The organism is Pseudomonas sp. 6D_7.1_Bac1, assembly GCF_025465945.1.
Lineage (GTDB): Bacteria > Pseudomonadota > Gammaproteobacteria > Pseudomonadales > Pseudomonadaceae > Aquipseudomonas.
The window spans coordinates 1-13,893 of record NZ_JANLNW010000008.1 but is presented as its reverse complement, the minus strand read 5'-3'; the positions used below and the strand labels follow the sequence as shown (position 1 = coordinate 13,893).

13 protein-coding genes are annotated in these 13,893 nt (G+C 57.3%); 3 read left to right on the top strand and 10 right to left on the bottom strand.

The window, feature by feature from the left end; genetic code table 11:
* Positions 1-659: 659 nt before the first annotated feature.
* Both NTD87_RS02355 and NTD87_RS02350 read left to right on the top strand, forming a co-directional pair.
* Positions 660-2,732 (top strand): S-type pyocin domain-containing protein, encoded by a 2,073-nt coding sequence (locus NTD87_RS02355; RefSeq protein WP_262111600.1) that lies wholly within the window; start codon positions 660-662, stop codon positions 2,730-2,732.
* Positions 2,732-2,989 carry a hypothetical protein gene (locus NTD87_RS02350; protein WP_262111599.1) on the top strand — a complete coding sequence of 86 codons (258 nt, stop codon included), beginning with the start codon at positions 2,732-2,734 and terminating at the stop codon, positions 2,987-2,989. The genes NTD87_RS02355 and NTD87_RS02350 overlap by 1 nt, the downstream gene beginning before the upstream one ends.
* A gap of 58 nt (positions 2,990-3,047) precedes the next feature.
* Here the strand turns inward: NTD87_RS02350 and NTD87_RS02345 are convergent, their stop codons facing one another.
* From NTD87_RS02345 to NTD87_RS02330, 4 genes are all read right to left on the bottom strand, one after another.
* On the bottom strand, positions 3,048-3,959 hold the full coding sequence (locus NTD87_RS02345; RefSeq protein ID WP_262111598.1) for an SDR family oxidoreductase: 912 nt from the start codon (positions 3,957-3,959) through the stop codon (positions 3,048-3,050).
* A gap of 140 nt (positions 3,960-4,099) precedes the next feature.
* Positions 4,100-5,002 (bottom strand): alpha/beta fold hydrolase, encoded by a 903-nt coding sequence (locus tag NTD87_RS02340; protein WP_262111597.1) that lies wholly within the window; start codon positions 5,000-5,002, stop codon positions 4,100-4,102.
* Complete coding sequence (locus NTD87_RS02335; protein ID WP_262111596.1) at positions 5,002-5,784, bottom strand: class II aldolase/adducin family protein; 783 nt, start codon at positions 5,782-5,784, stop codon at positions 5,002-5,004. The genes NTD87_RS02340 and NTD87_RS02335 overlap by 1 nt, the downstream gene beginning before the upstream one ends.
* A 191-nt stretch (positions 5,785-5,975) precedes the next feature.
* Positions 5,976-6,431 (bottom strand): flavodoxin, encoded by a 456-nt coding sequence (locus tag NTD87_RS02330; protein ID WP_262111595.1) that lies wholly within the window; start codon positions 6,429-6,431, stop codon positions 5,976-5,978.
* Positions 6,432-6,676: 245 nt separating this feature from the next.
* Between NTD87_RS02330 and NTD87_RS02325 the strand changes: the two genes are divergently transcribed.
* Entirely contained in the window at positions 6,677-7,282 is a 606-nt protein-coding gene (locus NTD87_RS02325) for a hypothetical protein (protein ID WP_262111594.1), read from the top strand.
* Positions 7,283-7,285: 3 nt separating this feature from the next.
* On the opposite strand, the gene NTD87_RS02320 is transcribed toward NTD87_RS02325, so the two are convergent.
* From NTD87_RS02320 to NTD87_RS02295, 6 genes are all read right to left on the bottom strand, one after another.
* Positions 7,286-8,245, bottom strand: a complete 960-nt coding sequence (locus tag NTD87_RS02320; protein ID WP_262111592.1) for a MerR family transcriptional regulator — start codon at positions 8,243-8,245, stop codon at positions 7,286-7,288.
* A 165-nt stretch (positions 8,246-8,410) separates the two neighbouring features.
* Positions 8,411-9,265: a D-hexose-6-phosphate mutarotase gene (locus NTD87_RS02315; RefSeq protein ID WP_262111591.1), complete on the bottom strand. Its 855-nt coding sequence runs from the start codon at positions 9,263-9,265 to the stop codon at positions 8,411-8,413.
* Positions 9,266-9,391: 126 nt separating this feature from the next.
* Positions 9,392-10,738, bottom strand: coding sequence for a carbohydrate porin (locus NTD87_RS02310; protein ID WP_262111590.1), 1,347 nt, complete (start codon positions 10,736-10,738; stop codon positions 9,392-9,394).
* Between the two features lie 209 nt (positions 10,739-10,947).
* On the bottom strand, positions 10,948-12,108 hold the full coding sequence (locus NTD87_RS02305; protein WP_262111588.1) for an ABC transporter ATP-binding protein: 1,161 nt from the start codon (positions 12,106-12,108) through the stop codon (positions 10,948-10,950).
* A 3-nt stretch (positions 12,109-12,111) separates the two neighbouring features.
* Positions 12,112-12,948 carry a carbohydrate ABC transporter permease gene (locus tag NTD87_RS02300; RefSeq protein WP_262111586.1) on the bottom strand — a complete coding sequence of 279 codons (837 nt, stop codon included), beginning with the start codon at positions 12,946-12,948 and terminating at the stop codon, positions 12,112-12,114.
* Positions 12,941-13,849 carry a carbohydrate ABC transporter permease gene (locus NTD87_RS02295; RefSeq protein WP_262111715.1) on the bottom strand — a complete coding sequence of 303 codons (909 nt, stop codon included), beginning with the start codon at positions 13,847-13,849 and terminating at the stop codon, positions 12,941-12,943. Before NTD87_RS02295 ends, NTD87_RS02300 begins: the two co-directional genes overlap by 8 nt.
* Between the last annotated feature and the right edge of the window lie 44 nt (positions 13,850-13,893).

The window sequence follows — 13,893 nt, the reverse complement described above, 5'->3', positions numbered from 1 at the left end:
GCGTTCGGCGGCGAAGCCGTCGTGAAATCAGGCACCACGATTTGTCAGGACAACCTTGCAGTCAGGATTTACGAGCGCTACGCACTCGAACGCAGGCTTCGCCAGCTGCTACGGTGTATGTGGCCGCGACTGTTGTCGAGGTTGTAACAGTCATTGTACCGAATCGCTATTTTTCCTTTGGCGATAAGCACTTATTCTTGCCGGGCGTTCAGGGCAATGGTGGGGCCGAAAGCACTGAGTACCGAGGTGTGACCCTCCCGCCTGATGAGCGACAGAATCCAGATGAATTGAAACCTTTTCAGCTCATCGTCCCGTGTTCACTGACGTTGATTTGTAGCTCCTGGATCCAACGTCTTACCTTGGCCGCTGCGTTTGCAGCGGCCTTTTTTATGGGTGGCATTCCGGTAAACGACGACCTTTCGTTTTCCTACAATAAGTTTCCGCAAGTCCTATAAGAAACATCTTTTTACTCCAGCGATAATCCTGTCTTTATTCCCGTGCCGTCGAAACCTCACTCAACATTGCGTGTAACGACTCACGCACCTCTCAGACCCACAACCTCTATTTCTGATGTAACTTTAAATCACACAAAGCAACATCCCCATATACAACAAGACTATTACTTTTAAAACATCGCGCACATTCAAAAGGATATGAATATGCAAAACCCTCCCCTGGAACTTCAAGCACTCTACATTGGTGCTCAGCCACCACCCGGTATAGATCTCATAGGTGGAGGTTTCAGCAACGACTTTGCAACCATTCCTTACAGCGGTCACTTCGGTTTCCATTCGATAGTCGATACAACTTTTAACACCTTGCTGGCCGTCATCCAGACTTCGGAGCAGGAGTATGCAATCCGAATAAGTCAACTACCGCAGACCATTGAGCATGAACTGGCCGCAACAAGACTGGAAGGTTCAACCGCCCCGCTTCCACCCGCCGACGCGATCATTCGCGAGTTGGGCGTGCGTCACACGCTGTTGCTTCGAAAGACCGCTGAGTTTCATGGCAAAACGGCGATCGCCAATAGTTTTTATGGCGTCGACCCCATTGGCAGGTCTTTGCATGAGTTCCACCCAAGAGCCTCGACCATGGGAAAGTCGGTCGACTCTGCGATGCAGGCCTGGACCGCGTCATACAGGGCGGCCCACGACGCACGCCTGTTGTCCCAAACGATCCAGTTGCTCAACCAGCAATCCGTCAATGTGCAGAACTTTCTCCGCGCTGTTCAGGCAGATGATCAGGCCCGTATGGCTGCGGAACAGGAAGCTCAGAGGGTCGCAGCACAATTGGCACATATGAACGCGCAAGCAGAGGCCCAGACTCGAGAGCAGGCGCGGGTTGCAGCATTGGCACAAGCTCAGCGATTGGCCAACGAGCAGGCTCAGGTTGCAGCAGAAGCAGCCGCGCGGCACGTCGCTGCCGAACAAGCGCATCTCGCGGCGCTAGCCGAACAGGTGCGCATAGCGCAAGAAGCTAAAGCACGAGAAGAAAATGCGGCAAAGGCACGAGCAGAACGAGAGGCACAGTCCGCGAGGCTTAGATCGCTAATAGCGTCGCTTGAAAACGCCCAGATCAATCGCCCGTTTCCCGTATCAGGTCACGCTGCCGCGGTTGGACCGGTTTTTACTGTTGCAGCGGGAAACCTTGCCACAAGCATAGAGACCAATCTTGCCTTGAAAGCGGCTCTGCGAACGGCTGTGTCGGCCGTGATCACAGCAGCAACCGCCTCGGCAGGCGCGATTATTGGCGGGTTTGCGGCGCTGCTGTTCCCCTCACCATTGGCTAACAGTGACCTTCACGCCTTGAGCGTTCCGCTTTCAGATCTCACACCCGACGATCTCCATGACTTGCACGTCATTGCGGCGGTGAATGGAGAAATTGAACTGCCGGTGGCTATTGGCTCCAAAGCTGTGGGCAACACAACGGAGTTCTTTGTTGCAGTCACGAACGGAACGACGGTGCCTTCTAAAGTGCCGGTGCGGCTCGCCACCCGCGATCCGGATATAAACGTCTACAGGTCCTACACCCCCGATGCGTCGTCCACCGGCATGACCTGGACGCCAATTGTGGAACCGGACAACGCGTCAACTACGCTTCCAAAGAGCGAGCCGAACATTTTCGTTTATAACGGCACTACCGTGACTGCCGTCGAAGGACGGATCGATGTATTTCCGGAGTTGGATCTCTATAGTTTTGGTGGCTTCATCACGGTGTTTCCGGCTGATTCGGGCATTCCGCCGCTCTATGTTGTGTTCAACAGCCCATATGAGGGAGCAGTTGTCGAGGGAGAACACAGCGGACGTGATTTCAATCCTGAACAGACAGGTGGGCCAGTTTTAGAAATGGAGTGGCGGTCTGCAACCGCCTCCCAAGAAGGAGTCAATATGGTCAATTTGCATACGTCTCGGTTTCTTCCGTCTGATGCCAATAAAGTGATGATCGATCGGCTGGAGAGAATTCTCAAAGGAGAGCTTGAGATAACTGACACCGATAAACGCTTCTACACTCATGAAATAAGGGAACTCGAAAGATTTAGAGCTCTGGGCTATGGAGACACTGAGATGCCTGATGCAGACTCCTCGGTATGGAATAATGTTCATACTGCAACGTTGGAAGACTTCAAACTGAAAGACGATCCCTCGCTACTCTATACGCCGAATGCACTAGCCGCCGCAGAGGAACAAGATAAACGCGACTATCAAAGATTTCTGAAGGAGATGTGGTAATGAATACTATTGAGCAAATTGTGAAGAATGAATCTCTGGAAGATATCGTTACGGTCTTCGCACTGGTAAAAGCAACGCCCCATTTGGACATGATGATAGGGAGATACAAACCTGAAGCTACCCGACACGGAGAACTTCAACGCGTCTATGCACGACTCTTCGAAAACGGGGTATTGGCAAAGGGAGAAAAAGGGCTGGCGACTAAAGGCCTTAATTGGAAAGCCCCCAGCTTCGTAACAGAAAATCGATACGGCTAGCCAAACACGCCGGAGAAGCCACCAAGTCGCATCTGTGCGGCTTGGTGGCCCAGATTTCTTAAAGCGAATACTTCTGCAAATTCGCCATCATTTCCTTCAGCGCCTCAATGTTGTCCTTGGGATGCGCTGCACCTTCGAAGTCGCAAATCTGCTCCCAATGGGCAGCAACGTCTTCTGGCGAGAACCCCTCACGCGGATCAAACCCGGCGCCGAGACTGCGCTCCCAGCGCACTTTGCCCATCCAGCCACCACCGACTTCGAACAGGCCGGAGGTTTCCTGGCAGTTTTCGCTGGCCAGATACACCACCAGTGGGCTGACCAGTTCCGGTTTCAGCTGTTCAAAGACTTGCGGCGGGATCAGGCCTTCGGTCATGCGCGTACCGCCCGTGGGTGCGATGGCGTTGACCAGAATGTTGTTCTTGCGGCCTTCGATGGCCAGGGTGCGGGTCAGACCATACAGGCCGAGTTTGGCCATACCGTAGTTGGACTGGCCGAAGTTGCCATAGATGCCCGAGGTCGAAGCGGTGAAAATCACTCGACCGTAGTTTTGCTCACGCATGTGCGGCCACGCGGCGCGGGTGACTTTGTAAGCACCTTCGACATGGACGCGGTAAACCAGGTCCCAATCGCTGTCGTCCATTTTGTGGAACGTCTTGTCGCGCAGAATCCCGGCGTTGTTGACCACCACGTCGATGCGGCCAAAGGCATCGAGGGCGTGCTGCACCAGTTTGTCGCCGTCGGTCACCGAATCGTGGTTGGCCACGGCAGTGCCGCCAGCCTCACGAATCTCTGCCACCACACGGTCGGCTGCCGACGCATTGGCACCTTCACCTTGAGCCGAGCCACCGAGATCGTTGACCAGTACCTTGGCGCCCTGCCTGGCGAACAACAGCGCATGAGCCCGTCCGAGGCCGCCGCCTGCACCGGTGACGATCACGACTTTATCTTCGAAGCGCACAGACTCTTTCATTACCAAACTCCAGCAGGCCAGGGACAGTGAGTCCGAGTGTCAGGCACGGTGCAAGTGGTCACAATCAACAGGGCTGAGGCTGAATGGTGCGCAATAAGGCTGGGGGATGATGAGTCCAGGCTGCGATTTTTTCGAACCGGTCAGGAACAGGCAGTCTTCAGCGCGGGGGGATTCAGTTGCTCACGAAATGCCAAGTAGTGTTTGAGCACCTGAACCGGCGCCTCGATTTGCGGGTAATGGCCAATCCCGGCCAGCAACACCGTGTCCGGATTGGGAATCAGCAGCCGATAACGTTCGACCATATGGGCGCCGGACACCGGATCGGCTTCGCCATCAATCACGCGTAGCGGGACGGCGCCAGCTTGCATGGCCCGGAGCCAGCGCTCCCGCTGCATGCGGCGTTGCGGCACGTAGTTGATCAGCTTGTGCATGATGTGTGTGCCGTGGTTGTTGTCGATCAGGCTCCAGAAATCATCCAGCTCGCTTTCACTCGGACGGGTCTGGGGGCCAAAGATCTGTCGGAAACTCCTGACCAGCCCATCCCGGCTAAACGCCCGCCCGATCATCCAGCCCAATGGGCTGAGCAACAGTTTCTGCATCAACACCGGCCGATGAGTCTCGGGAAACAGGCCTCCGTTGAGGAACACACAACTGCCAATCTCGATGCGCGCTTCAGCATGCCGGGCCAGTAATTCCTGAGCCACGCTGTCACCGTAATCATGCGCCAGGAGGTGAACTGGCGACCGGACGCCCAAATGCTCCAGCAGTGCCTGCTGCAAATCGGCTTGCTCCAACAGGCAGTATGCATGGTCCATCGGCTTGGCCGAATCGCCAAAACCGAGCATGTCGCAAGCGATCACCCGATAACGCTGGGCTAACGGCTGCCACAGGTAATGCCAATCCCAGCTGGCGGTGGGGAAACCGTGGAGCAGCAACAGAGGTTCGCCCTGCCCGGCGACCCAATAGCGGATGGTCTGGCCACGGAAGACGAAGCTCTGGCCGCGTTTGCGCCAGACGCATAGTGGAATCTCGGCGAGTGGCATTAGAGTCTGAAACCCGGGGCTTGTTGATCGAGTTTGCGCAGCAACGCCGGCCAGGCCAGCGCGCCGCCCATTCCTTGAGCGCTCTTGGTCACGCCGGCAATCATCGCCTTGGCGCCTGCCAGGATCTGCGGTTCGATAGCAATCAGTTGCGCCCCGCCGTTCTGCGCCAGCACCTGGATGTCGCAGGCACGCTGGAAGGTGAACATCATCAAAAAGGTGTCGGCAATGGTGCTGCCACAGGTCAGTAGCCCGTGGTTGTGCAACATCAGGAAATTGTTTTCACCGAGGTCGGCTTGCAGGCGCACCTTTTCTTCATGGTTGAGTGCGACACCTTCATAGGCGTGATACGCCAGGCTGGACAGGACAAACAGTGACTGCTGACTGATGGGCAACACGCCCTGCTTCTGCGCGGAAACCGCCACACCGGCAGCCGTGTGGGTGTGCAGCACACAGACCACGTCGTGACGCACCTCATGCACGGCACTGTGGATGGTGTAGCCGGCGGGATTGATCTCGTAGGGGCTGTCCATCAGCTTGTTGCCGGCCTGATCGACTTTGACCAGGCTGGACGCGGTGATTTCGTGAAACATCATCCCGAACGGATTGATCAAAAAATCTTCAGTACCCGGCACCTTGGCCGAGATGTGGGTGAAGATCAGATCGTCCCAGCCATACAGGGCCACCAGCCGATAACAGGCCGCCAGATCCACACGGGTTTGCCACTCGGCGGCACTGACCTGGCCTTTGACATCGGGTGTCGGTTGAACGGGGGCTACACTCACGGCAAGGACCTCCGGTTTTTATTATTTTATGGGTGTGAAGGCAGTTTAGTCAGCTGTCGGGACTCGTGTAGTTGCATTGGCAGCCAGCTTACTGACCTACCGGGTCAGCAAGCCGTCGGCCGCTAAATGGCGTGAACGCTGTCACAACACCTGGGCCAACAGCGGCGCTGCAAACAGGTTCAACAACCCGGTCAGCCGCGCAGCGCGCTGATCAGTTCCGCCAGCCAAGGTTCGGCGTCGGTTTCCGGGGTCACGCTTTCGCTGGCGTCCAGGCGCAGCATGGGCAGCACTTCACGCACGCCCAACTCACCGAGCAGCTCGCGCATTTGTTCGCCGCCACCGCAAAAGGTGTCGCCGTAGCTCGCATCCCCCAGACCGATCACCGCTCCCGGCAAACCGCGCCAAGCGGCGGGCAACTGATCGCGAATCATCGAATACAGCGGTTGCAGGTTGTCCGGCAACTCGCCCATGCCGGTGGTCGACGTCACGACCAGAAAGGCTTCGGGCCCAAATGCCTGAACATCGGCCAGGGTTGCACGCGGGTTGTGCCACGTTTCAAAACCTGCAGCCTTGAGAAGGGTGGCGGCATGCCGGGCGACTTCTTCAGCCGTGCCGTACACCGAGCCGGAAAGGATGGCGACTTTCATCAATCTGATCCTGAAGCTGAGTAAAAGGCCGGGATATTAACAGCTGGCGTAAAGAAACTGCGATTGCCTCTCCCCTGGCGCTGACGGCCAGTGGACAGCTGGTAAACATGTCATAAAATGCAGTACCTCATTCAACACAGAAAATGAACGCACTCAAAGCGACAAACGGTCAAAACAAGCTGTCGAATTAATGGTCATTAACTACAATCACCAATGACTTTGTAATTATATCTTTCGAGCAAGCCATGCACCGCGATGCCCTCCTGACTCAGGATGAATTGGATTTCATCCAGACCATGCAGCACAACCCGCAGCTCAACGTGCGCGATGCGACGTCGAGCCTGTTGGTTAATGGGGGATCGCAAATCCGCGACTTGCTGACACGCCTGGCGGCCAATGAGCAGGTGACCCTCCAGGCACACTTCGAAAATCAGCAAATAACCTTTCCACTGCACCTGGTGGAGGATGAGTTTCATGCCCTGCATTTGCGCCTGGGCGTACCGAGCATTTACGAAGACGGGCCGATGGTTCGCCCTTGGCGCCTGGCGCTTGAGGAGCCCGTAGCGCTAGAGAATGCCAAAGGCCAGCCCGGCACGCTGTGGGTGCACGAAGTGTCGTTCAAAGGGATTTTGCTGGAAGTCCGTAACCGGACCAAACCGCCGAAGAGTTTTGCGTTGTGGTTCAGCCCTTCGGGCTACGAACGCATTGCGTTACGCGGGGCTTACGAACGAGAAACCGAACAGGGCTATTACGCCTATCGGCTCAGCCAGAGCGACAAGGATGAAACCGAACGCCTGCGCCAGTACATCCTTCAGCAGCATCGCCTGACACATCCCGCCTTGCACATCTGAGCGTCAGGTATCGAGCGTTCCCGCGAGATACTGCTGCAGACGCTGCTGCATCAACACCCCTTCACTTCCCAGACAACCAATCGACGACCCGGACAGGCTTTCCTGTGCCAGATCCGCCGAATCACCGGCGAGCATCAGGCGGCAATCCAGGCCCATCGCCAGGCGATTCAGACGGCGTATGAAGTCAGATGTCGGCGCTTGATTGGAGAACAGCACCAGCGCGTGCGGCTTGATCTTTTCACAGACCAGGGTCAGCTCATCAAATGGCTGCCCCAGTGCCAGCACCCTGACGCCCACCTCGCTACTGCCCAGATACAAAGCAGCCAACAGCAACTCAAGCTCACGACAGTGCCCCTCGATCGCTGCGATGACTATCCGTATCGACTGCAAACCTCGCATCAAAACCAGACGCTGGAGAACCCTGGCTCGAAGGAAACCATCCAGCATCACCCACTCGCTGGCTTGTCCAAACAGGTCATGTTGCTGGAGTAACTGCGCCCACAGCGGCATTAAAATGTCCTGGAACGTCACCGTCAGTGAGTAGGTAGAAAATACCTGGCCGTAAATCTGCCCCAACTCCACATCGTCAAAATGGCTGAGCGCTGCTTTGATCTGAGTTTGCCACTGGACATAGTCGGCCTGAACCAGCTCATCCGGGATGCTGCTCGACAGCACCTGAACCGCACCGGTCTTCGCCAGAATCCTGGCCACTTTGCTGACTGCCACGCCCCGTCCGATCCAGCCAAGAATGCTGCGAACCCGCTCTATATCGGTTATGGAATACAGCCGATGTCCACTTTCAGTGCGTGTCGGCTGAATCAAACCATAACGTCGCTCCCAGGCCCTCAGGGTCACTGGATTGACTCCCGTCAGGCGCGCCACCTCCCGAATCGGGAACATTCGCTCCTGTTTTTCCAGGTGAGAAAACTGCAAGGCCTGGGGAGGTTCAGTGATAGTCACCATAAATCTTGGAACGTCCGTACCAGATTGGATCCTATTTATCCCTCATCATCTTCCTACATTGCAAGAGGTGTATATCTGACAAACATATCTGGCGCTTTTCACAAAACCAGGAATAATCCTTGCTTGTTTTTAAACGCAGCCCTCTAGTACGCCTCCTACCCTGAGCTAAGCCCCCGCCCGCGCCTGCAAACTCAAATGCGCCCGCTCCCCGGGGGCCAGGCTCAAGCTATCGCTGCCACCACTGGCCGCCTCTACGCAGATAAACTCCGAGATCTCATTCCAGCTCACGCCCAGCAGCGGCCGTGACCCGGGATGCCAGACCACCGTGTCGGCGCTGTCACCGGTGTCGATGCACAACTGGCGCTGCCAGGCGTGATCCTTGAGCTGCAACTCGCCCTCGTGCTGGAACACCCGCTGACAGCCACCCTCAACCCGCAACTCGCCTTTTTGCTCACAAAACTCACGCTTGAGCTGGTCATAACCTTGCACGCCATCGAGTCCAGACAGCGCTACCTCACCAACGTCACCAATACGCCAGTAGGCGTGCAATGCATGGCTCAGTTGGCACGGCAGACTGTCCTGATGCTCGGTGCTCAGGCGCAAATCCATACGCTCACCCAAGTGCGCGTGCAGGTCCACCTGCCAGTCACATAGCTGCAATTGCCAATGCAGACGCACGCCGTCGTCATCGCTGCTGCTGTCGATCAGCTTCCAGTCGATCAGCCGTGCCCAACCATGGGACGGCCAGGCGTTTTCGCTCGGATGACGGCCATACCACGGCCAGCACACCGGCACGCCACCGCGAATCGCCCCAACCTGCGGCCACTTCGCCGCGCACCAGAGCCAGGGCTTTTGGCCCTTGGGCTGGAAATGCAGCAACTGCGCACCCTGACGACTGAACACCGCCTGACACAGCGGATGGTCGATCACCAGCACCTCGCGCTGCTGATAGCGCTCCCAGGCAAACACCGGGCGCTCGCGCAGGGATTTGAAGAAGCGTTGTAGCGGATGCTCATGCATGTGCCGCGGTCCTGAAAATCATTGCCATACCGATAGGAGCTACGGGGCTGCGCCGCCCCAAAAAAAAGCGGACAGCCTTGGCCGTCCGCAAAATGCGCACATGGAGAGGAGCTTATCGCAGCTGCGTTAGAACACCGACTGAATTTTCAAACCGGCGACCACCGCGTTGTCGACTTGATCGACACCGCCCGGGTGAGTGATGTATTGCAGGTTAGGACGCACAGTCAGCCAGTTGGTAACGTGGAAACCGTAGTTGATCTCGTAGTTGTACTCGGTGGAACGCAGTGGCGAGAACAGCGGATTGTCGTAGTCGGTGACACCATTGGCGGCGTTGACCAACTCGGCGTTTTTCTTCACATCGTCGTTGACATGGATACGGGCAAAACCGATCCCGACGTCATCTTTTGGACGTGCGTCGAATGGGCCCTTGTACACAAACATCAGCGACTGGTAGTTGTCGACGACGTTGGTGTCCTTGTCATGGAAAGTGGCGTTGGCCGCGATGTTCAGACCGCGTGAAGCGTCACCGTTGTGGCTGGTGAGTTGTTGCTGCGCAACGAACCAGTAGCCGTGCTTGCTATCGTGAACGCGGTAGCCGTTACCGGTGGTCGCGGCGTCCTGACCGTTGTTGTCCTTGAGAACGTCATTGGCGTCGGCCGTGCTCTTGTAGTAACCCACACGGTATTCGCCCGGCAGGTCGTTGACCTTCGGCGACCAGACCAGTTCGACTGGCAAGACGGTGCCCTTGGTGCCACTGCCGCTGAGCTTGAAGCCGTTACCGTGCTCCAGTTGCGATGGGTTCTGGTTGTACGCGCCGATCTGCGCATAGAACTCAGGCGTGATGTTGTACTTCACGCGCAGCGCCGCCTGCATGACCGGCCAGTTGAACCAGATACCGGTCGCCCAGTTACCCGCTTGGGAACCGCAGAATGCCAGGTTCTGGAACTCGCAAGGGAAGGTGTTGAAGTCTTCGCCTTCGCCGAAGTAACCGGCTTTGACGTCCAGTTTATTGTCGAGGAACTGATGCTGGACCCACAATTGAGTCAGACGGACCATATGGCCACGGCCGTAGACTTCCTGCGAGGAACTCAAGGTGCCGGCACGCGGGTCGCCGACACGGTCATTGGAGATGTTCTGACCGTTACGATTGGTGAGCTGGATCTTGGCCTGGGTGTTATCCCAGCCCATCAGTTTTTGCAGGTCCAACGCCACGCCCAGGCCAAACTGGTCGGCGTAACGCGCAGTCTTGTCGTCGTTGTAGCCGCCGCGCAGGTTGCCACCCACTTCACCGACGTAGTCCGCCTTGATGTCGATACCTTGTTCGATCAGCTTGGTCCGCTCGCCCCCCCAGTCACCCGTCATCCACTTGGAGTCGGCGCTGAACGCGTCAGCCGCGTGTACGTTACCGGCCATGGTCATCACCGCAACAGCTGACAACTGGCAGATAAGCTGAGCGTTGTTTTTCTTCTTCATCCCTACATCCTCGTCTTTATTGTTATTAACTGTTTTTATCTAACGCGGTTTACAGCGGTTGCGGCGAGTGACAAACAGCGCGCCGCATATCCCCCTGTGGGAGCGAGCCTGCTCGCGATAGCGGACGTTCATTCAACATCGATGTCGACTGACACACCGTCATCGTCGGAACGCCGCCCGGAGCCGGCTCGCTCCCACATTTTTGATCTTCATCTGCCTTTGAATTGAGCGACGTTGTCGCCGCGCGCTTCGGTTTGCGCTTGACCGGCCGTCCCCAGACGCTCACCCGTCTTGGCATCGAACAGCAGCACTTTCGATGGATCGAATTGCAGGGTCAGGGTCTCGCCCACGGCCGGCGCAACGTCAGGCGCCAGGCGGCAGCAGACTTTGGTTTCGTTGAGATTGACGAACACCAGGGTGTCGGGACCGGTCGGCTCGGTAACCTGGACTTCAGCGCGAATGGTCGGCAGGCCGTTGGCCTCGCCGTTCGCCAAAACGATTTGCTCCGGGCGCATGCCAAGGATCACTTCGCGATCCTCAAGGCCGGCGTCCTGCATGCCCAGCGGCAGCTCGCAACGCGCCTGGCCACTGTCGAGCAGCGCCAGCAGACGGCCGTCCTTGCGCTGCAAACGCAGAGGGATGAAGTTCATCGGTGGCGAACCGATGAAGCTCGCCACGAACAGGTTGGCCGGGTCGTTGTAGATCTGCTTTGGCGTACCGAACTGCTGAATGATCCCGTCCTTCATCACCGCAACCTTGTCGCCCAGGGTCATGGCTTCGATCTGGTCGTGCGTCACGTAGACCGTGGTGGTTTTCAAGCGCTGGTGCATCAGTTTCATTTCGGTGCGCATCTCGACCCGCAGCTTGGCGTCGAGGTTGGACAGCGGTTCGTCGAACAGATAAATCTTCGGCCGCCGCGCCAGCGCACGGCCCATGGCCACGCGCTGTTGCTGACCACCGGAAAGCTGACCCGGCTTGCGGCTGAGCAGGTGTTCGATTTGCAGCAGCTTGGCGACGCGAGCGACTTCTTCGTCGATCTCGGCGGCCGGCATTTTGCGTATCTTCAGGCCGAAGGCGATGTTGTCGCGCACGCTCATGGTCGGGTACAGCGCGTAGGACTGGAACACCATGGCGATATCGCGATCCTTGGGGCTCATGCCGCTGATGTCGGCGTCGTCCACCAGAATCGCCCCGCCGCTGATGTTTTCCAGGCCGGCGATGCAGTTCATCAAGGTCGACTTGCCACAACCGGACGGGCCGACGAGGATCAGGAATTCACCGTCATCGATCTTCAGTTCGATGTTTTTCAGGGTGTCCGGCAAGCCGCTGCCGTAGGTCTTGTTGACGTTACGTAATTCGAGAGTTGCCATGTTCTACCCCTTGACCGCGCCGGACGTCAGCCCACGCAGGAAATACTTGCCAGCGAATATGTAGACCAGCAGTGTCGGCAACCCGGCGATCATCGCCGCCGCCATATCAACGTTGTATTCCTTGACCCCGGTGCTGGTGTTGACCAGGTTGTTCAGGGCCACGGTGATTGGCTGGGCATCGCCACTGGCGAAAACCACGCCGAACAGGAAGTCATTCCAGATCTGGGTGAATTGCCAGATCAGGCAGACCATCACGATTGGAATCGACATCGGCAGCAGGATCTTCCCGAAGATGGTGAAGAACCCCGCGCCATCCAGCCGCGCCGCTTTCACCAGCGCATCCGGAATGCTCACGTAGTAGTTGCGGAAGAACAGCGTGGTGAACGCCAGCCCGTAGACGATGTGCACCAGCACCAGGCCGGTGGTGGTATTGGCCAGGCCGAGCTTGCCGACGGTGAAGGAAGCTGGCAGCAGCACGGTCTGGAACGGCAGGAAGCAACCGAACAACAGCAGGCCGAAGAACAATTGCGAGCCACGGAAGCGCCACATCGACAGCACATAACCGTTCATGGCACCGATGAAGGTCGAAATCAGCACTGCCGGCACGGTGATTTTCACCGAGTTCCAGAAGTAGCCACCTACCACGTCCCAGGCCTTGATCCAGCCAATGCCGTCGATCACTTGAGGCCAGCTCAGCAGGTTGCCGGTGCGGATGTCTTCCGGGGACTTGAAGCTGGTCAGCAGCATCACCACCAGTGGAATCAGGTAGACCGCCGCCGCCAGTAACAAGGTGGCGTAAATGGCCACGCGACTGAAGCTCAAACGCGGTTGATTAATCATGGCGCTTGCCTCGCAGTTCGGAGTACAGGTACGGCACCAGAATCGCCAGGATCGCGCCGAGCATCATCATCGCGCTCGCCGAACCAATGCCCATCTGGCCACGGCTGAAGGTGAAGGAATACATGAACATCGCCGGCAGGTCGGAGGAGTAACCCGGACCACCCGCCGTCATCGCCGCCACCAGGTCGAAGCTCTTGATCGCGATGTGCGCAAGGATCATGAAGGCGCTGAAAAACACCGGACGCAGGCTCGGCAGGACGATCTTCAAATAGATGGTCGGCAGGCTCGCACCGTCGACCTGAGCGGCACGGATGATCGACTGATCGACACCACGCAGGCCGGCCAGAAACATCGCCATCACAAACCCGGAGGCTTGCCATACCGCGGCGATCACCAGGCAATAGACCACACGATCCTGATCCACCAGCCAGTCCAGGCGAAAACCTTCCCAGCCCCAGTCACGCAGCATCTTGTCCAGCCCCAGGCCCGGGTTCAGCAGCCATTTCCAGGCGGTACCGGTGACGATCATCGACAGCGCCATCGGGTACAGGTAGATGGTGCGGATGAAGCCTTCCTTGCGAATGCGCTGATCCAGCAGCACCGCCAGGAATACCCCGAGCACCAGGCTGATACCGATGAACATGCCGCCGAAGACCGCGAGGTTTTTGCTCGCGACCCACCAGCGGTCGTTCTCCATCAACCGGATGTATTGCTGCAGGCCGACCCACTTGTAGCTCGGCATGAAGCTGGAATTGGTGAAGGACAGAACAAACGTCCAGATGATGTAACCGTAAAAGCCAACCAGGACGATCAGCATGCTTGGCGCCAAAACCAGTTTGGGGAGCCAGCGCTGCAGTGCGTCGAACGGTGAGGCTTTGCTGAAAACCGCCACAGAGCTCATCGGGATAATCCAGGTGAAGAGAAGTGAATGCGCACAGTGACCCC